15 protein-coding genes and 1 pseudogene are annotated in these 19248 nt (G+C 71.2%); 7 read left to right on the top strand and 9 right to left on the bottom strand.

Annotation, left to right across the window (positions count from 1 at the left end):
- Positions 1-177: 177 nt before the first annotated feature.
- Positions 178-1260 carry a dihydrodipicolinate reductase gene (locus MXD62_RS39945; protein WP_248833134.1) on the top strand — a complete coding sequence of 361 codons (1083 nt, stop codon included), beginning with the start codon at positions 178-180 and terminating at the stop codon, positions 1258-1260.
- A gap of 84 nt (positions 1261-1344) precedes the next feature.
- Here MXD62_RS39945 and MXD62_RS32255 read toward each other — a convergent pair whose 3' ends face one another.
- The gene (locus MXD62_RS32255) at positions 1345-2172 is read right to left on the bottom strand and encodes an SDR family oxidoreductase (protein WP_248833135.1); all 828 of its coding nucleotides are present in this window, start codon (positions 2170-2172) and stop codon (positions 1345-1347) included.
- A gap of 356 nt (positions 2173-2528) precedes the next feature.
- On the opposite strand from MXD62_RS32255, the gene MXD62_RS32260 reads away from it, so the two are divergent.
- From MXD62_RS32260 to MXD62_RS32275, 4 genes are all read left to right on the top strand, one after another.
- A complete protein-coding gene (locus MXD62_RS32260; protein WP_248833136.1) occupies positions 2529-3455 on the top strand; it encodes an enoyl-CoA hydratase in 927 nt (308 codons plus the stop codon).
- Between the two features lie 4 nt (positions 3456-3459).
- Positions 3460-4431 (top strand): sucrase ferredoxin, encoded by a 972-nt coding sequence (locus MXD62_RS32265; protein WP_248833137.1) that lies wholly within the window; start codon positions 3460-3462, stop codon positions 4429-4431.
- A 12-nt stretch (positions 4432-4443) separates the two neighbouring features.
- Positions 4444-5910: an aldehyde dehydrogenase family protein gene (locus MXD62_RS32270; protein ID WP_248833138.1), complete on the top strand. Its 1467-nt coding sequence runs from the start codon at positions 4444-4446 to the stop codon at positions 5908-5910.
- Between the two features lie 127 nt (positions 5911-6037).
- The gene (locus MXD62_RS32275; protein ID WP_248833139.1) at positions 6038-7231 is read left to right on the top strand and encodes a cytochrome P450; all 1194 of its coding nucleotides are present in this window, start codon (positions 6038-6040) and stop codon (positions 7229-7231) included.
- A 131-nt stretch (positions 7232-7362) separates the two neighbouring features.
- Here the strand turns inward: MXD62_RS32275 and MXD62_RS32280 are convergent.
- Positions 7363-7959: pseudogene (locus MXD62_RS32280) on the bottom strand (IS5 family transposase); the annotation flags it as partial.
- Between the two features lie 146 nt (positions 7960-8105).
- On the opposite strand from MXD62_RS32280, the gene MXD62_RS32285 reads away from it, so the two are divergent.
- Positions 8106-10286 (top strand): Hsp70 family protein, encoded by a 2181-nt coding sequence (locus MXD62_RS32285; protein ID WP_248833140.1) that lies wholly within the window; start codon positions 8106-8108, stop codon positions 10284-10286.
- 90 nt (positions 10287-10376) lie between these two features.
- Entirely contained in the window at positions 10377-11378 is a 1002-nt protein-coding gene (locus MXD62_RS32290) for a hypothetical protein (protein ID WP_248833141.1), read from the top strand.
- A 110-nt stretch (positions 11379-11488) separates the two neighbouring features.
- Here MXD62_RS32290 and MXD62_RS32295 read toward each other — a convergent pair whose 3' ends face one another.
- The 7 genes from MXD62_RS32295 to MXD62_RS32325 all read right to left on the bottom strand — a co-directional run bounded on the left by MXD62_RS32295 (position 11489) and on the right by MXD62_RS32325 (position 19219).
- Complete coding sequence (locus MXD62_RS32295) at positions 11489-11686, bottom strand: hypothetical protein (protein WP_248833142.1); 198 nt, start codon at positions 11684-11686, stop codon at positions 11489-11491.
- Positions 11687-11750: 64 nt separating this feature from the next.
- A complete protein-coding gene (locus tag MXD62_RS32300; protein ID WP_248833143.1) occupies positions 11751-13898 on the bottom strand; it encodes a PQQ-binding-like beta-propeller repeat protein in 2148 nt (715 codons plus the stop codon).
- A gap of 41 nt (positions 13899-13939) precedes the next feature.
- A complete protein-coding gene (locus MXD62_RS32305; protein WP_248833144.1) occupies positions 13940-14377 on the bottom strand; it encodes a hypothetical protein in 438 nt (145 codons plus the stop codon).
- A 125-nt stretch (positions 14378-14502) separates the two neighbouring features.
- On the bottom strand, positions 14503-16425 hold the full coding sequence (locus MXD62_RS32310; RefSeq protein WP_248833145.1) for a dynamin family protein: 1923 nt from the start codon (positions 16423-16425) through the stop codon (positions 14503-14505).
- Complete coding sequence (locus tag MXD62_RS32315) at positions 16425-16913, bottom strand: nucleotide exchange factor GrpE (RefSeq protein ID WP_248833146.1); 489 nt, start codon at positions 16911-16913, stop codon at positions 16425-16427. The genes MXD62_RS32310 and MXD62_RS32315 overlap by 1 nt, the downstream gene beginning before the upstream one ends.
- Positions 16914-17037: 124 nt before the next feature.
- Positions 17038-18588, bottom strand: coding sequence for a GTPase (locus MXD62_RS32320; RefSeq protein WP_248833147.1), 1551 nt, complete (start codon positions 18586-18588; stop codon positions 17038-17040).
- Positions 18589-18664: 76 nt separating this feature from the next.
- Positions 18665-19219, bottom strand: a complete 555-nt coding sequence (locus MXD62_RS32325) for a sigma-70 family RNA polymerase sigma factor (RefSeq protein ID WP_248833148.1) — start codon at positions 19217-19219, stop codon at positions 18665-18667.
- Positions 19220-19248: the final 29 nt, after the last annotated feature.

Here is a 19248-nt window from a genome sequence, read left to right on the forward strand (position 1 = left end):
CGACACCCTCCTACACGAACTCGGCCACACCGACGACACCATCATCAAACTCAAAATCGACGGCGCCATCACCTGACGTCACCTGACATCCGTCCTCCGGTCGCCGTGCGGCCGGCGTGCAACAGGCACAGTGCATTCAACCGAGTTGAAAACCGGTCCTGACCGACGGAGGAGATCGTGTCTTATCGAGTCATTCAGTGGACAGCCGGCACGGTTGCCAGAGAGGCGGTGGCCGGCATACTCGGCCACGCCGATCTGGAGCTGGCGGGTGCCTGGGTCCACTCGGCGGACAAGGACGGCCGTGACATCGGTGAGCTCTGCGGTTTACCACCGCTGGGCGTGCGGGCGACCCGGGACAGGGACGCCCTTCTCGCCGCGCCCGCGGACTGCGTCGTCTTCGCGGTCGGCCGCAACTGGGTGGAGGACCCGACGGAGACGTTCGGGGAGCTGTTACGGATTCTGCGGTCGGGCAAGAACGTCGTGAACCTCTGGTGGCCGACGCTGGTGTACCCCCGCGCCCAGGACGACAAGCTCTACCAGGAGCTCGAACAGGCCTGCCTCGACGGCGGCACGTCCTTCCTCACGGTGGGAATGGACCCCGGTTACGGAACGGCCGGGCTCGCGCTGTCCGCGCTGACCCTGACCCGTGAGGTCACGAGCGTCCACATGTACCAGTTCATGAACAACGCCTTCTGGGAGGGCCCGGGCATCACGAAGTTCTTCGGCTTCGGCCAGAACGACGTCGACCGGATCCCCATCCTGCAGCCGGGTGTGACCACGAGCTACCACGCGACGACGCTGCACCTGCTCGCCGACGCGCTCGGGGGGACGATCGAGGAGATCGTCGAGGACCACGACTTCATTTACGCGGACGAGACGTTCGACGTCGCGTCCGGGCACATCCCGGCCGGGACCATCTCCGGGCTGCGCTACCGGGTGAAGGGCATCATCGGCGGGCGGCCGGCGGTCGTCGTCGAGCACGTGGAGAAGCTGCGTGAGAACGACTTCTCCGAGCTGGGCTTCAGCGGTGACGGCTACCGGGCGGAGGTCGTCGGCCTGCCCAGCGTCCAGCTGGACATGAAGCTCTCCGCGCCCGCCGGCTACGTCGGCGACCCGATCGCCGTCGCCTCGGCGATGAGCGTGGTCAACGCGGTTCCCCGGGTGTGCGCGGCCCCGCCGGGCGTGCTCTCCCTGCTCGACGTCGCGCCGTTCCCCTCCCGCAACCAGAATCCGGTGAGCAGCCCGGCCTCGGTGGGCTAGCCGCTCGAGGACGAACCCGGCCCCGGTACCGACAGTCGGTACCGGGGCCGGGTGCTGTCCAGGGGCGAGCGCCGGGTGCGGCGGTCAGATCGCGTTCTGGGTCATCAGGAACTCGATCACCGGCCTGCCCGGCTCCCAGGACCCGCCGATCGAGGCCATGACGTGCCCGGAGTCGACCAGCAGGCTGACGCCGCTGATCCCGCTCGCCGCGGGGCTGTTCAGGAAGACCATCACCTCGCCCATCTGCTCCGCCAGCAGCGGCGTGGTGCCGGTCGCCTCGCGGTACTGCTTGTCGAATCCGAGCCAGCTGTTCGCCTGGGCGAGGGGGGTGTCGGTCGGGCCGGGGCAGATGGCGTTGATCCGGACACCCTTGCTCAGCAGCGGGTAGGCCTCGCGGGCGACATAGGCGTTGATGACCTGCTTGCTGAACATGTAGCTGTTGGTGCCCTCGTGGGCGCTGACCCAGCTGTCGGCGGATTCGAAGTCAGGAGTGGCGAGGAACTCGATGAGTGTCGGCAGGTGGTTCTGCCAGCCGAGCCCGGCCACCGATGAGATCAGGCAGATCGCCGACCCCGTGGTTAACGTCTTCTCGGCCACCATCCGCTCGATGATGTGCCGGTGCCCGATGAAGTTGACCCGCATCACCGCCGGGCCGGCAGCCATGCCGGCCGCGGAGAACAGCGCGTCCACCGGGCCGTCCAGCTCGTCGAGGGTGGCGTCGATCTGCTTGCGGTCACCCAGATCGACCTGGAGGAACTGTGTGACGGGATAGTCGACGGGGGCGCGGTCCAGGACCACGACCTCGGCGCCGAGGCCGGCGGCCGTCCTGGCCGCGGCCGCTCCCATGCCCGTGGCGCCGCCGACCACCACGACCCGCTTGCCGTCGTAACGAAATGCCTGTCCGTCAGTCATGATCTGTGAACCTCCGGGTCCGCCCGTCATCTGTGCTCGGGCCTCGAAGCAGTGCGTCGTGTCTGATATTCCGTGCGGGTGGCGCACCCTGTGTCACACCCTCCGGGCGCATCATCTCCGCTCGGTCCGGAAAGTCCGACACGGTCGGCGCAACCTTCATCCACATCCCCCTCCAGCAGGCCGGGTTGACAGTACATGTACTTCAACCTAGTGTAAATATGGACAACGACGGCCCAGGTAGATGATCCGCGAGTCGAACGGTCCGAGAGTTGAACGGTCCGCCCGGCATCCGCCCGACCGACATCCGGCTGACATTGCACGGATGGATCTCGCGCATCCTGGACAGAAGGGCTCCGATGAGCGATTCGCCTTACCGCTACCTCACGTACGAGTCGCTCGACGACGGTGCGATCGTGCGGATCATGCTCAATCGTCCCGAGACGCGCAATGCCCAGAACCGGGGACTTCTGGTGGAGCTCGGGCAGGCGTTCCTGCGGGCGGAGGAGGACGACGCGGTACGGGTCGTGATCCTCGGGGGAAACGGCCCGATGTTCTCGACGGGGCACGACATGGGCTCGCGGCAGGGCCGGGAGGACATGGCGCCCGGGCCCAACCAGCATCCGTCGGCCGGGGTCAACGGCGGCACCCGGCAGGGCGCCGAGAAGCTGATGCTGCAGGAATGGCACCACTTCTTCGAGAGCACCCGCCGCTGGCGCAACCTGCGTAAGATCACGGTCGCCGCCGTGCACGGCGAGGTCTACGCCGCCGGACTCATGTTGATGTGGGCGTGTGATCTCATTGTCGCCGCCGAGGGCACGACGTTCGCCGACATGGTGGGAACGCGGCTTGGTATGTGCGGTATGGAGTATTTCGCGCACCCCTGGGAGTTCGGTCCGCGCAAGGCCAAGGAGCTTCTCCTCACCGGAGACTCCATCGACGCCGAGGAGGCCTGGCGCCTCGGGATGGTATCCAAGATCTTCCCTCCGGACGAGCTTCAGGAATCCGCCCTGGCGTTCGCCCGGCGGATCGCCGCCATACCCACCGTGGCGGCGCTTCTGATCAAAGAATCGGTCAACCAGAGTGTCGACCACATGGGCTTCTACACAGCACTGAACGCCTGTTTCACACTGCACGAGCTGAACCACGCCCACTGGGGCTGGGTACACGACAACGGCATGCCCATGGGCCTTCCCGGGGACGAGGGCGTCGTCGACTGGCGGACCAGCCCGAGGGTGGCGCCGGCCCTGCGCGACCATGCCGTCGCCCCGGACCCGGTGGGCTGAGCGCATGACGACGACCGCGGAACCCCCGTTCTTCGGCCTCGACCGCGACGCGAAGATCAGGTGCAGCGACTGGGCGCGCGCGAGCTCCCTCTCCCCGGCGGGGACCGCGGGCACCTACCCGGGCTATCTGCTCGTCGAGATCCCGCTGCCGTGGCCGCACGACGTGGGCGAGACCGCGCAGGCCGAGGCGGTCGCGCCCGTCATCGGCCCCGCCGGCTACCGGCTGCAGGCGGTCATGCCCGTCGACCCCGACGCCCCGGCGGAGAGCCGCCGGGTGATCCTGCACGCCCGCCCGCCGGGCGAGGCGGGCTTCGCCGGCTACCGACGCTTCGAGGCCACGGCCGGCCCGTCGCTGCCGGACACCGTCGCCGCTCTGGTCGCCGCGGCCGCCGATCCGGCGCCGTCGAGCCTGGAGGCTCCCGCGGTCGATGTCCTGGTGTGCGGGCACGGCCGGCGCGACGCGTGCTGCGGCCGGCTCGGGGCGGGGCTGGCGGTCCGGCTCGCGGCGCCCGGCCCGCGTCCGGGCGTGAACCTGTGGCGCACGAGCCACCTGGGCGGCCACCGTTTCGCCCCGGTCGCGCTCGTGCTCCCGCAGGGCACCGGCTGGGCGTTCGCCGACATCGACCTGGTCGGCGCGGTGCTGGGACGCGAGGGCGACTTCGCCGCCGTCGCCGACCACTACCGTGGCTGCTCCGGTCTGGAGAGCCCCCAGATGCAGGCGCTGGAGGCCGAGGTGCTCCGCCGCGAGGGGTGGCGCGTGCTGGACCGCCCGCGCGGCGGCTCGTTCGACGGCTCGCGTGCCGAGCTGACCTTCCAGGAGAACGACGGCAGGACCGTCACGTGGTCGGGGACTGTCCAGCCCGGACGCACGGTCCCCACACCCGACTGCCTGCAGCCGCCCGCCTCGGCCCGCAAGAGCCAGACCGAATGGGCCGTCTCCGCGGTCGTCCGCCGCGAACAGGCGTGGCCCACCTGACAGGAGGAAGACATGACATACGCCGGTCTTAACGCCGCGAAGCTGCTCATCGACGGCCAGCTGGTGGACGCGGAGGGCGGGGCCACCTACGACAACATCAACCCGGCCACCGAGTCCTCGATCGGCGTTGCGGCCGACGCCTCCACCGGCGACGTCAACGCGGCCATCACCGCCGCCCGCAAGGCCTTCGACGAGACCAGATGGAGCACCGACACCGCCTTCCGGGTGCGCTGCCTGCGCCAGCTGCAGGACGCCATGGCCAAGCATGCGGACCAGTACAAGGCCATGGCGACGGCGGAGGTCGGCCTGCCGACCAAGATGTCCGGCTCCACCTACGACATGCCGGTCGAGGGCCTCGGGTGGGTGGCCGACATGCTGGAGAAGTACGAGTTCACCCAGGACTTCGGGCACGGCAACATCGAGGGCTTCGGGGCCCACCGGTGGGTCGAGCGGGAGGCCTACGGGGTGGTCGGCGCGATCACGCCGTGGAACCAGCCGACCCAGGTGAACCTGGCGAAGGTGGGCCCGGCGCTGGCCGCCGGGAACACGGTGGTGCTGAAGGCCGCCCCGACGACCCCGTGGTGCGCCAGCGCCATGGGCAAGCTCGTCGCGGAGCACACGGACATCCCGCCCGGTGTCTTCAACGTCATCACCAGCTCGGCCAACGACCGCGGCGAGGAGCTGATCACCGACCCGCGGGTCGACCTGATCAGCTTCACCGGCTCGACCGCGGTGGGCCGGCGGATCATGAAGCTGGGCTCCGAGACCATCAAGAAGTGCTTCCTGGAGCTGGGTGGCAAATCCGCGAACATCGTCTTCGAGGACGCCGACTTCCGCACGGCGATCGGCATGTCCACCTTCATGGTGTGCATCCACGCCGGGCAGGGCTGCGCGACGCTGACCCGCCTGCTGCTGCCGCGGTCGCGCTTCGAGGAGGGGGTGGAGCTCGCCGCGCAGATGCTGTCGATGATGCCGTACGGCGACCCGCTCGACCCGAACAACCTGATGGGCCCGCTGAACAGCGAGCGCCACCGCGACCGGGTCGAGGGCATCGTCGAGCGGGCCAAGGCGGCCGGCGGGACGCCGGTCATCGGCGGCGGCCGGCCGGCGCATCTCGAGCGCGGCTACTACTTCGAGCCGACGCTGTTCGCGGACATGCCCGAGGACTCGGACATCGTCCGCAACGAGATCTTCGGGCCCGTGCTGGTCGCGCTGCCCTTCGATGACGAGGCGGACGCGATCCGCATCGCCAACGACAGCATCTTCGGCCTGTCGGGCGCGGTGTTCTCCGGTGACCACGAGCGGTCCAAGGCAGTGGCCCGCAAGATCCGCGCGGGCACGATGATCGTGGACGGCGGCATCTACTACGGGCCGGACGTCCCCTTCGGCGGGTACAAGCAGAGCGGAATCGGCCGCGAGAACGGCAAGATCGGGTTTGAGGAGTACCTCCAGGTCAAGGCCCTCTGCGAGCCGGTGTGACCGCCGGCGTCTTACGCTCCCGGCCCTCGGGCGCCTCCGTGCCGGGCGCGATCCACACACTGGCGGCGGCGAGCGCCCCGCCCACGTCCGCCGTACCCGCACCCGCACCCGCCGAGAGGAAGCCCGCGTGAGCACCGCCGCCACCGACATCTACTACGACCCGTACGACTTCACCATCGACCAGGACCCGTATCCGGTCTGGACCCGCATGCGCGAGGAGATGCCGCTCTACTACAACGAGCGCTACGACTTCTACGCGCTGTCGCGATACGCGGACGTGGAGGAGGCGTCGGTCGACTGGCAGACGTACACGTCCTCCAAGGGCATCCTGATGGAGATGGTGAAGGCCGGAATCCCGACCCCGCCCGGCCTGTTCATCGCCGAGGACCCGCCCCAGCACGACATGCACCGGCTGATCCTCAGCCGGGCGGTCACCCCCCGGCGGGTGCGGGTGCTCGAGGCCCGGATCCGGGAGCTGTGCGCGGAGTACCTGGACCCGCTCGTCGGCAGCGGCCGGTTCGACCTGATGCAGGACTTCGCCAGTCACCTGCCGATGCGGGTCATCGGCGCCCTGGTCGGCATCCCCGACGAGTACCTGCTGAACCTCCGTGACCACGTCGAGGAGTCGGCCCGGCTCACGGAGGAGAAGCCGCAGGACGAGCAGCGGCTGCCCAGCATCGGGGAGCCGTACGCGCCGTTCCTGAAGTACCGGAAGGCGAATCCCGCCGACGACTTCCTCACCACCCTGATCCAGGCCCGGTTCACCGACGTGTTCACCAAGGAGGAACGCGGCCTCACCGACGCGGAGATCCTGAACTACGTCGGGATGCTCTACGCGGCCGGTGTCGAGACCACGGCCCGGCTGATCGGGTGGCTCGGCAAGGTGCTGTCCGACAATCCGGCCCAGCGGGCCGAGGTCGTCGCCGACCGGTCCCTCGTCGCGAACACGGTGGAGGAGACACTGCGCTTCGAGGTGCCGTCGCCGATCCAGGTCCGGGTGACGGTGAAGCCGGTCGAGCTGCACGGGCAGACCGTGGAGGAGGGGAAGATCGTCACGCTGCTCACCGGCGCGGCGAACCGTGACCCGCGCGTCTTCTCGGACCCGGACACGTTCGACATCCACCGCAAGATCGACGCGCACCTCACCTTCGGCAAGGGCGTCCACTACTGCTTCGGGGCGGCACTGGCGCGCATCGAGGGCCGGATCGCCCTGGAGGAGTTCCTCGCGCGCTTCTCCGACTGGCACGTGGACATGTCGGAGGCGGAGCTCATCCACACCGCCACCATCCGGGGATTCCACAAGCTGCCCCTCGAGATCTGACCCGCGGCGGAAAGCACTCACGGGGACCGGGAGAAGAAAACCGGAACGGTTCGTCCGGGGTCGGCGGCCGGCCGCTCGTGCTCAGGGACGCGCGCCCGCTGCCGGCCGCCAGCGCTGGTACTGCAACGGCGGCGGAACTGGTGCAGCCAGGCACAAGGTGCGCTCGACGGGCCAGCGCTGGCGGCCCGGGCCGGAGCCGTGGGGCTTCCCACGGCGGGCAATGATCGGGGGGATCGCCTCGACCAGCCCGATGAGCCGGGTGACGTCGTGCCGGTTCCCGCCGGTCACGAGTGTGGCGAGCGGAACCCCGGTGGCGTCGGTGATCAGGTGGTGCTTCGAGCCGGGGTGGGCTCGGTTGACCGGGCGCGGACCCGTCTCGGAGCCCCTTTCAGTGCGTGGATGTGCGAGGAATCGACCAGGGCCTGGTGCAGGTCGAGCAGCCCTGCCGCGTTGCACTCGGCGAGCAGCTGTTCGTGGAGCCGCTGCCAGACCCCGGCTTCGGCCCAGTCCCGCAGTCGGCGCCAGCACGTCACTCCCGACACCCCGAACAGTGTGGTCGGTAGCTCCCGCCAGGGCACGTCGTTCCGCAGCACCCACAGGATTCCTTCCAGCGCCGCCCGGTCGTCGACCGGCAACCGGCCCGGGTAGCGGAACCGCCGCTGCCGGACCGGGATCAGCGGCGCCAGCCGCTTCCACAGCTCCTCGCTCACCGTCGCCTCGTCACGCATGAACCGATGTCTACCGGTCAGGCAGGCACGACACGCCGCGTTTGATCAGTCTTTGTGAAACGAGCTGTAAGAGCGGTAACTGGGAACATTCGACCGGCTCACGTCGTCTCATCACGGATCGCTCACCTGGCGGAGGAGAGGACGACGTGGCCGACTGGTCCCTGGCCGTTGATTTCGGTACCACCTACACGGCGGCCGCCACCGCGGCCGCCACCGCGGCCGCCGGTGCCGCACCGGAAGTACTGGAGATCGATGGCAGCAGGTCCCTGCCCTCGGTGGTCTGTCTGGACGACGACGGACAGGTCCTCACCGGACGAGCGGCGGCCAGCCAGGCGGCGGTGTTCCCGGAACGGTCGGAGCGGCTGCCGAAGCGGGCGCTCGTCACGGCGGACACGGTGCGTCTGGGCGGTCGGAACATCCCGACCGTCGACCTGGTCGCCGCCGTGCTGGCCCGGGTCGCGCGGGAGGCCGCCCGGCGGTTCAACGGGCGGCCGGCAGGCGCGGTCGTCCTGACTCACCCGGCCGCCTGGGGGTCGCGGGAGATCGAACGCCTCGGTCTGGCGGCGACACGCGCCGGGTTTCCAACCCCGCGTTTCCTTCCCGAGCCCGTCGCGGCCGCGGTCTTCTACACAGCGGCCGCGGCGGACGGAGTGCCGCTCGGACGGCACGCCGCCGTCTACGACCTGGGCGGTGGCACGTTCGACACGGCGGTGCTGCGGCGCACGGCCGACGGCTACGAGGTGTGCGGCACCGGGGGGGACCCGCACTTCGGCGGCGAGGACGTCGACGCGATGCTGCTGGATCTCGTGGCCGGGCATCTCGGGGGCGAAGCCCGGCGTACCTGGGACGAGCTGTGGGCCGGCGACGGCCGACGAGCCCGCCGCACCCAGACGAAGATCCGCGACGAGATCGTGAAGGCCAAGCACGAACTGTCCGACCGGCCCACGCACACCCTTTACCTGGACGACTATCTGGACGGCGTCGACGAGGGGATCCGGCTCACCCGCGCCGAGTTCGAGGACGCCATCGCCCCCGCGCTCGACGGCACCGCCGTCGAGTTACGCCGCGCCGTGCACACCGCAGGCCTCGAGCCCGGCACTCTCGCCGCGGTCTACCTGACTGGTGGATCCACCCGCGTACCCCGGGTCGCGGCGGCCGTCACCACCGCCGTCGGGATGCTGCCCACCACGAGCGGCGACCCCAAACTCGTCGTCGCGCTGGGCGCGCTCACCACACCGCCGGCGATCTCGCCGGCACCGGAACCGCCAGCGAGCGGACCGACCTCGGCTGGACGCCGCGAGGCGCCGGGCGGCGACGGGTCCCGCGGCGATGGCTCCCGCGGCCGGGCCGCCACCGCCACGGCGACGCCAGGGCGAGGTCGTACGGCTTCCGCCCGCTCCAGCCCCGGCTCCACCTCGAACGCGCGCATCACCGAGGGAACCGCGTGGGCCGTCCGGGTGGCCGTCACCCTGACGGGACACGAGGACACCGTCAACGACGTCTCGTTCTCCCCGGACGGACGCCTTCTCGCGACCGCGAGCGACGACGAGACCGTGCGGATCTGGGATGTCCCGACCGGCTCGGCGCGGACGACGATCGTCGGGCACAAGGACTGCGTCCGCGGTGTGCGGTTCTCACCCACCGGAACGCTGCTGGCCTCGGTCAGCGACAAGAAGAAGGTCCGGGTGTGGGACCCCCGCACCGGGGCGCAGCACTTCGTCCTGGCCGGGCACGCCGGAGGGGTCAACGGGGTCGCCTTCGCGCCGGACGGACGGCTGCTCGCCACCGGAAGCGATGACGACACCATCCGGCTGTGGGACATGGCGACGGGAAGCTACGTCGCGACGCTCGCCGGGCACCCGACGGACGTCCAGAAGATCATCTTTTCCCCCGACGGCACGCTGCTGGCCAGCACGAGCTACCACGAGGCACGGCTGTGGAACCTGCGGACAGGCCGGACGATCACGGTGTTGCGTGGGCACACCCACTGGGTCTACGGCGCGGCGTTCGCACCGGACGGAAGGCTGCTGGCGACCGCGAGCGATGACGAGACGGCCCGGATCTGGGACGTCGGCAGCGGACGGCAGGTGACCGCGCTACGGCACGCGGACGGCGTCTACGACGCCGCGTTCTCCCCGGACGGCAGCCTGCTGGCGACGGCCGCCGCCGATGAGAATGCCCATCTGTGGAGAACGTCGGGCTGGGCCCGGGTCGCGAAGCTCTCCGATCACGACGACGAGGTCACCGCCGTGGCCTTCTCGCCTGACGGCAGGCTGATCGCCACGGGCAGCGACGACGAGACCGCCCGGATCTGGCAGGTGACCTGACCCGGTCCGTCCTCATCGCCGGCGCCGGCGCGTCCTCGACACTCATGATGGAGACGCCCCCTGCCATCGGGATGTGACGTCGGAGGTTTCGTGCCCACCTCGCCACCCGCGTACCGCCGGCTCTGTCTGATGGTGGACGTCGAGTCCTACAGTCGACGGGCCGGCCGGCACCAGCTCGCCATCCAGTCCAGACTGGCCGGCGCGCTCGACGCGGCGCTGCGACGCGTCGGGGTCGCCTGGAAGTCCTGCGACGTGCAGGAGCAGGGTGACGGCTTCCTGCTCCTGCTGCCCGTCGGGGTCGACGAAGGGCGGGCGGTGCCGGGGCTCGTCCACGGCCTCGCGCTGGAACTGGCACGGGTCAACCGGCTGGAGCCGGGCGACGACGCGCGGATCCGGTTGCGGGCCGCGCTGACGCAGGGGGCCGTCCGGCGGGCCGCGGCCGGCTACGTGGCGAAGGCGGTCGTCGCCGCGTCGCGCATCGTCGGGTCGCCCGCGCTGCGGGGGGCGCTGGCCGCGTACCCGGACCGGGATCTCGCGGTGGCCCTGACCGACGACCTGTACGAGGACGTGATCGTCGACGGATCGCCCGCGATGGCCGGCGTGGCGGTCCGGGAGGCGGATGTCCGTCTTCCCGGCAAGGACTTCTCCGCGCACGTGTGGGTGCTGGTGCCCGATCCGTCGGTCGGGCCCGTGGGCCAGCCCGGTCGGCCGTGGCCGGCGACGGCCGGTCGGCTGCTGGTGGGCGGCGAGGGCGTCGCGGCTGCGGGTCTGACGATGACCCGGCTGTGGGCCGGGGGTCTCGTGGCCGGGGACGCTTCTGATCACCACGGAGCCGCCGAACAGGATCCGGGTCTGAGCGCGTACCTTCCCGCGGGCGGGTCGGACAGCGGAGACGGGCCGATCGACGATCTCGCCGGCCGGCCCGATCACGGCAGTGATCCGACCACCTCGACCGAGCTGCCCGACTGGGACGACTCCGATCCGGCGGGACTCGCACCGGAGCCCTGGGGCTGGGAGGACCACGACGGGCTCGACATTGGGCTCCACGACGCGGACGTCCTCGACGCGGGGTTCCACGACACCAGCCTCTGACAACTTCGACGGCCCACGGCCCACGGCCCACTCACGCGACACCCGGGACGCGGATCAGGTCAACCCTCCCCGGCAATGCCGGGGAGCAGCCGTTCACAGATCCTCCTTCGTCACCAGTGGCTGCCCGGGTCCGCGTCGTCGGGGTCGCCGTAGCCGCCGAACTGGAGGTCCTCCAGCTCGTGCGGGTTGGTTCCGTGCAGGTAGTCGTCGTGGGTCTCGTACACGTAACCGAGTGCGTCCTGGTCGGGGTTGGTGACGGTCGCGCCATCCGGAAACTCGACGTCGAGGTCATCATCGGGGTCGGGCATGTCAACTCCTTCGGGTGCTGCGGTTGATGTGGCCCGGATTTCCGCTCAGCCGCAGTGGTTGCGGCTATCCGGATTTCTTTCCGCCCTTGCCGTCCACCGTTCTGATGGCGTGCAGATAGCCGTCGTCCGCGCAGATGTAGACGTGGCCGTGGCCGTGGCCGTGGACCGGTGATGCGAAAATGCCGCCCAGTCCGGAGCGCTTCCACATGCTGCGTCCGAGGTCCAGGGACAGCGCCTCGAGTCGGGGGTCCTCGTTGTGGTCGTCACTGGCGACGATCACGCAGTCGGCGGTGATGCAGGGTCGAGTTCTATTCTGCCCACCGATGTTGCGAGAAGCGATGATCGTTCCGTCGGCGGCTCGTATCCGATGCAGATGCTTCATGTCAGACGCGTACAGGTACCCGTCAGGACTGACGCCGATCTCGCCGACCGCTCTCTTCCCCTTGAGCTGCGTCGACCAGACCGGCTGGCCGGTATCGGGGGTCAGCGCGACCACACTCCCACCCGCACAGGCGAAGAGAAGATTACCGTCGGTAGCCACCTCCGACCAGAAGCCGCCCTTGGTCGGGGTGTGCCAGAGGAGCCGACCGGATTCGGGATCGAAAGCGTAGACGCCATCCGCCTCGTCCATGGTGCAGAGGATGTTCCCGGTACGCAGGAGGCTTGACGCATTTTTCGCATGGGCACTCACCGCCCAGACCAGCTGCCCGCCGGCCAGGTCGAAGGCCAGGATGTTCCGCCGTGTGGCGACGAACACCCGAGATTCGTCGACGGCCACCCCATTGACCTCGCCCTTACCCAGTGCCGTGGCCCACACCTGTTCACCGGTTTCTCTGTGCAGGGCGAAGACGTCGCGACCGGCCCACACAATGCGGTCACCGGCGAGGATCCCCTGCCTGGATTCCGCGTTTCCCGGGCGGGACCAGACAAGTCCTCCCGAGCGGGCATCGAACGCGAAGACCTTGCTTGCGGTGCCGACATACACGAGGTTCCCGCCGACGGTGGGCTTCGGATAGTCGTCGAGGTCTTCGATCTTCACCTTCCACGGGCGCGGAACCACCACGGCCGGCACGGTCCCAGCCGACGCGCGCGCGGCGGAACGGCGATGCGAAGCAGGGGCAACAGGGATGAGCGCGCCGAGGACGACGACGGATTTCGGGTCTCCGGTGGTGGTGGGGAGCTGGCCGAGTGCGCTGGTCAGAAGGTCGGCGACGGCCGGGGTGCGGCTGGCGCCGCCGGTGAGGTATGCGGCGGCGATCATGTCCGGCGCGAGCCCCGCCGCCGCGACTGTTCGCAGCAGCTCGTCGGCGGTAGCGGTGAGCGGGCCGGTGATGGCCGCGTCGAGCTCGGCGCGGGTGATCCGGATGCCGTCGTCGACGCCGTCGAGGTATTCATCCAGGTAGAGGGTGTCGGTGGGTTGCTCGGACAGCGCGTGCTTCGCCTCAACGACGGCCTGGCGGATCTTCGCCTGGGCTCGTAGCGTCTGGCGGTCGGAGCCGGCCCACAGCTCGTCCCACCGGTCGCGGGCGGTGGGTGGGAGGTGGGTGGCGACGAGGTCGAGCAGCAGGAGGTCGATGTCCTCCCCGCCGAAGTGCGGGGCGCCGCCAGGGGTTCCGCACACGTCGTAGCCCTCGGCGGTGCGGAGGAGGACGGCAGTGTCGAAGGTGCCGCCGCCGAGGTCGTACACCGCCGCATAACCGTCGAGCGGTACTGCGGCGTCGGCGTCCGTCGGGCCGGCGGTGTAGTAGATCGCGGCGGCGACGGGCTCGGGCAGGAAACGGGGGACAGGGAGCTTCGCCACGCGGGCGGCCGCGGTGAGCCTTTCCAGATCGCGGGCGCCCCAGGCAGCCGGATGGGTGAGCAGCAGGGCGGATGGCGCGTCGCCGCCCTGCTGGCGGATCGCCTCGTTGGCGACCCGGGCCAGGACGGCGGCGACCAGGTCGACGGTCGGGATGTCCTGACCGCCGAGCCGGACGGTGTCCGTCGCGACCAGGGCCCGCTTCGGGAGGCGTTCGGCGCGCTCCGGGAAGACGGCCGCCAGGCTGGCTGCTTTCCGTCCGGTCACGAACTGGCCGTCGTCGTTCAGGCAGACGATGGACGGCAGGTACCGGCTGTTGTCGATCTCCAGCAGCTGTGCGGCGCCACCGCCGGTGGAGGTCGCCGCGGTGGTGAAACTGGTACCGAAGTCGATGGCGAGCGACCAGTTGGCCACAGTGTCCGTCTTCCTTACAGGTCTCGTATCCAGGCCAGCAGTCACACCGGCGGGAACAGGTCGTCGAGCCCGCCGTACGACCCGTCGTCGTCGAACGGATCCGGCTCGTTGTCAGTCGGGTCCTGGGCGGCGAAGGGATCCTGAAGAATCTCGGGGAGCCCTGCGGAAAACGGCTCCTCCAAGGCGGCGTCGGAGGGCAGCGGTTCGAGGCCGTCCGGCTCCGGGCTGGTGTATGCGGCGGCGAGCAGGTGTTCCCAGGTGCTGTCAGGTAGCGGGTCGAGCTGTGCGCTGGCGAGGACGGCGTCCAGGGCGCGGTCCAGGTCCGGGGTGAGGACGTCGTCCGACCCGAGCTCGGGGTATTCGGGCAGGTCGAGCCAGCCCGCCGCGCCGATGCCGTCGGCTGGGTCACCGGGCGGCGGGGACCAGTCGGCGGTCGTGTCGTCGTCGCCCGGCTCGTCGGGGAACAGCCTGCCGATCACCGGTCAGCCCGCGGGGGCCGCGGCCCGCACCGCCTGACCGCGCGGGCGAGCAGCACGGCGAGCAGTACGGACCGCGTTCGCGTGGACGGTCCGGCGGACTGTCCCGCAGCTCGGCGGTGGCGCGTTCACTGGTGGACGGCGAGCTGGGCGGCCAGGCTGTCCGCCTGGCCGTTCAGCGCGGTGAGGGTGTCGATCTCCTGCTGCACGACGGCGCGTTTGCGGGTGAGTTCCTCCTCGGCGGCCTTCAGGTTCTGCCGGTGTTCGGCCAGCTGCTGTTCGAGGCGCCGGCGGGTCTGTTCCAGCTCGGCGGCGACCCGGCGCTGGACGTCACTGATCGCGCGGTCGAGCGCGTCCTGCAGCGCGGAGGGCACCTCGGTCTGGATCGCCGCGATGACGTCGTTGACGTAGCGGCGGGCGTCACCCCTGGCGCGGGCGACCTCCTCCCGGTTCTTGCGCTGGCGGGTGATCAGCGCCCAGATACCGAGTCCGGCGGCGACGGGGGCGGCGATGCCACCGATCACGAAGGCGGTGGCCTTGGCGAACAGGGCACCGATGCCGACCGAGGTCACGGCCCGCTCGACCTGGTCGGCCACGCTCGGACCGCCGGCGGTACCGGCCGCGCCGGCAGCCCCGGAGGGCAGGGTGCGCAGCCCGTCGGGCATGGCCAGTTCGACGCCGACACCGGCGAACCCGTCGGCGTCGAACGTCCGGCCGAGCTCGCGGACGATCTGGGTGATCCGCTGGCGCAGCATGGTTTCCAGGTCCATCCAGATGCCCTGCACGCCGGCTTCCAGGTCGCCGGGGAGCTCGCGCAGGACGTCCGGGCCGCCTTCGGCGATCTTCCGGTCGGCCAGGGACCGGAGCTTGTTGACCCGGCGCTGGTATTCGCGGCGGATCTCCCGGTCGAGGGCCTTGACGTCGCCGGTGAGCTTGCCACGCCAGCCTGCGCCCTGGTCGGCGAGGGCCTTGAGCTGCTGCTGGCGGCGGGTGACCTCGGCGACCAGAGTGGGGTCGCGGTTCAGTGAGCGCAGGTCCTGCGCCCGTTCGGCGGCGAGCTGCGCCAGCGGCGGCCGGGTGACGGTGAGCACGTTGGCCAGCCGCAGCGCACCGGCCCGGGCCGCGACCTGGCTGACCAGGGCGGCCTCCAGGGCGGGGAAACCGCTGGAGGCCAGCAGCGTGTCGGCGAGCTGCCCGTCACCGGCGGCACGCTCGGCCGCGGCGTCCAGCTTCTCCCGGCTGGACACCGCGAACCACGGCGCGCCGGTGTAGCGGGGGGCATGGGTCGCGATCAGTGCGCGGTTGCGGTCCAGGACCTGCCGCCATCCCGGATACTTGTCGGTCTGGGTGAGCACGAACAACACCGTCGCGATCCGCTCGGTGGCCTGTTCGAGGAACCGGCATTCGGACGCGGTCAGCTCGCTGGACCCGTTGACCACGAACACCAGCGCGTCCGCCCTCGCCAGCGTCGCCAGGGTGATCTCGGCGTGGCCGGACACCAGCCCGCCCACCCCCGGCGTGTCGACGACCGCCATGCCTTTGGCCAGCAGCGGGTCGGGCAGCCCGACCTCGACTCCGGTGACGCCGCGGCGGCGGGCCTGGCCGGTCAGCGGGTCCAGCGCCGCGTACTCGCCGACGTCGCTCAGCGGGATCTCCCGGCCGGTCGGGCTCTCGGCGTCGCTGACCCACGCCGTCGGCTCCTCGGCGTGGCGCAGCACCAGGTGCACGCTGGTGGCCACGTCCTCGTCGACGGGCAGCAGGCCGCGCCGGCCCACCAGCGCGTTGATCAGGGAGCTCTTGCCGCGCTTCTTCTCTCCCACGACGACCACCGTCGCCGCGCCCGACCGGGTGCGGCCCAGCTCGGCGCGGATCGCCTCCGCGGCCTGAGGACGTCCCAGGCCGGCGACGGCGTCGGCGGCCTCCCCGGCCCAGGCCACCACCTCACCCGCGAGAGGGTGCGCCGCCGGATCCGGCTTCGGGCCGGCCGGGCCGCCCGGGGCCGCCGATCCACCCGGGGCCGAAGCCTCGCCCGGTGCTGTCGCTGTCGCCATCAGACCGTCTCCTCCATCCGGTAGACGACCACCTCGGGCCGGCGCAGCAGCCGGCCTCGGTCGGTGAAGCCGCAGAACTCCGTGCTCGCCACTGTCAGGTGCCGCGCCGCGTCCGTGGTGATCTCCCGGCCGACCGCGTCGTGGACCTCCGGGTCGAACCGTTGCCCGTCGACGACGACCGCGTCCACGCCGACCACGGCCAGTCCCCGGCACAGCCGCCGCCACAGCGCCGGATTCGCGTCCCGGAGCCGGTCCGACAGCTCGATGCAGGCACCCACCAGCGCCTCACGGTCCGTGGAAGCGGAAGCCGACGACGACTCGACCGGCCCGGGCGGCTCAACCGGCCCGGCCGGCTGAGGCGGCTCGACCGGCCCGCGTGGCTCCGCGGCGGCTTCCAGCCCGTCGCGCCGTCGGGTGCCGGCCCACCTGGCTCCGGCGGCGCCGACGGCGAGGCCCACCGCGGCGCCTCCCAGGGCGGCGATCACCATGTCCACCTCGCCATGCGCCGATCCCTCCTCGTGGCCGTGGCCGTGTGCGGAGATGGGACGACGCCTGACGCGCGAATGTTCCGGCACCGGACCGGAAAATCCGCCGGGATCCCCGCGGGCCCGGTCAGGCCGCAGCGGCCGCCTGGGTGTAGATCGCCTGGCACAGGTCGATCGCGGCGCGGATCACCCGGCGTTCCAGGGCCCGGGTCGGGGATGACTCGCGGGTGCGCCAGCGGCCGAGCGCGGCCTCGGCGGCACCCGCCACCTCGGCGCCGCTCGCCGCGGGCGCACAGCCGACCATGGTCGCGGAGTCACCGCCGGTGGCGAGAGCGAGCAGTTCGTCGGCGGCCGTCTCGTCCGCCGCCAGCCGGCCGCCGGCCGGGGTGCCCGCCGCGCCGACCAGCGCGGCCAGGGCCGCGGCGGCCTCGATCTGCAGCAGCAGCGGATGCCGCCGCAGCTGGGCGATCTCCTCCCGGATCCGGTCGAGCACCTGCCGCTCGTCCGCGGACGGCGCGGCGCCCCGGCTCATCGCCGCCTCCAGCCGGCCCACCGCGGCCTGGGCCCGCAGGCGGTCCGCGCCGGCGACGAAATGCCGGTCGACGTAGTCGAGCACCGGTCTGATCCCGGACAGCTCCTCCATCGTGTCGAGCAGCGCCCGGGTGCTACGCGCCCCGCCGTCGATCGCAGTCAGCAGATGTGTCAGCCCGTAGACGCCGAGCATGTCCAGAAGCCGCTGCCGTTCCGCCGCGTCGAGCGGGCCGTCGTCCCAGGTCAGGAAGGACTCCGCCTTGTAGAGGGCGCGGCGGACCGCGGGCCGGTCGGAGTCGGCGAGGCGCAGCAGCCGCCGGGTGTCGGCCTCGGTGAACTCGTCCCCGAACGCCGTCTCGGCGAGCAGGCCGACCACCGGGATCACGTCGGCGAGCAGGCCGCGCAGCTGCCCGGCGCTGCGGGCGGCGACCTTGCGGGCCCCCGGCCAGACGTCGTCGGGTCGTTCACCGAGCAGGTCGATTCGGCTGAGCACACCGAGCACCGTCGCCGCGCTCAGCCGGGCGGCGCCCGCGTTGGCCCGCAGCTCGGTGAGCACCTGACGGTCCTGCAGGCCCGGGTGCGGCATGAGGTAGAGCAGCGCGTCCGCGTCGGCGAGCGCGGCCAGCGAGGCCTCGTCCAGGCCGGTCAGCGCACCGAGACCAGGGGTGTCGACGATGATGTGCCGCTCCGCCAGCCGCCGGTTGGGCACCTCGACCGTCACCGAGGCGATCCGCCGGGCCAGCTCGGCCGCGACCTCCTGATCACCCTCACGGTTCGGGGACGCCGTCGCCCGGTCCTCCGGACGGCGCAGGTCCGCGGGGATGCGGCCCCCGGGGCCGGCCGGGAGGTAGTAGGGTGCGCCGTCGCGCGGCCGGACCAGGATCCGGCTCTGATAATGATCACGGAACCAGGCGACGACCATGGTCGTCTCGGTGCCGTTCGTCGCCGCCAGCCGCTGCCCCAGCAGCGCGTTGACCAGCGTCGACTTCCCGGCGTTCAGCTTCCCGCCGACCGCGATCCGCGGTGTGCGCTCCGCCAGCCGGTCCCGGATCGCGATGAGCCCGTCCCGCGCGGGCCCCGGCCCGAACACTCCCTCCACGTCGACGCACATCGCCCGTACCCGGTCACACAAGGGGCCCGCGGACATCGCCGTTCCTTTCTGCTCGGCGCTTTTCAGCGTCTCCTGGGCTTCTCGGCGACTCGTCGTCTCGCCGGAATCCTCATCAGTTACCAGTGCCGGTGCCGGTGGCACCGGGCAGGCCGAGCAGCTCGGCCAGGGCCCGCCGTCCCCGGGAGATCTGCGACTTCACCGTCTGGACCGGGATGTCCCGGATCTCAGCGATCTCCTGGTAGGACAGGCCGCAGTACTCCCGCAGCACGATCGCGGCGCGGAACTGCGGCGGCAGCCGCGCGACCGCCCGGTCGAGATCCAACCGGTCGGCGAGCTGGTCGGACAGTGACGGGCCGGGATCCGCGGGCTCCGGCAGTGTCGCGGCCGGGTCGGGACGCCGTGACCGCCGGCGCACCTCGTCGATGGCCGCGTTCGTCGCCACCCGGTACAGCCAGGTCGACACCCGTGACCGGCCCTCGAACTCCCCGATCCGCCGCCACAGGATGATCAGCGTGTCCTGCAGCGCGTCCAACGCGTCCTGGTCATCGCAGGTGATCCGCCGACAGATCCCGTACAGGCCGGCCTGATGCCGCCGGACAAGGGTCTCGAACGCCCGGCGGTCTCCTCCGGCCGCCCGGGCGGCGAGCTCCGCGTCGTCATCATGCATGGGCTCCGCCGCATCCACGAACCCTGCCG

Source organism: Frankia sp. Mgl5, from assembly GCF_023242985.1.
GTDB lineage: Bacteria > Actinomycetota > Actinomycetes > Frankiales > Frankiaceae > Parafrankia > Parafrankia soli.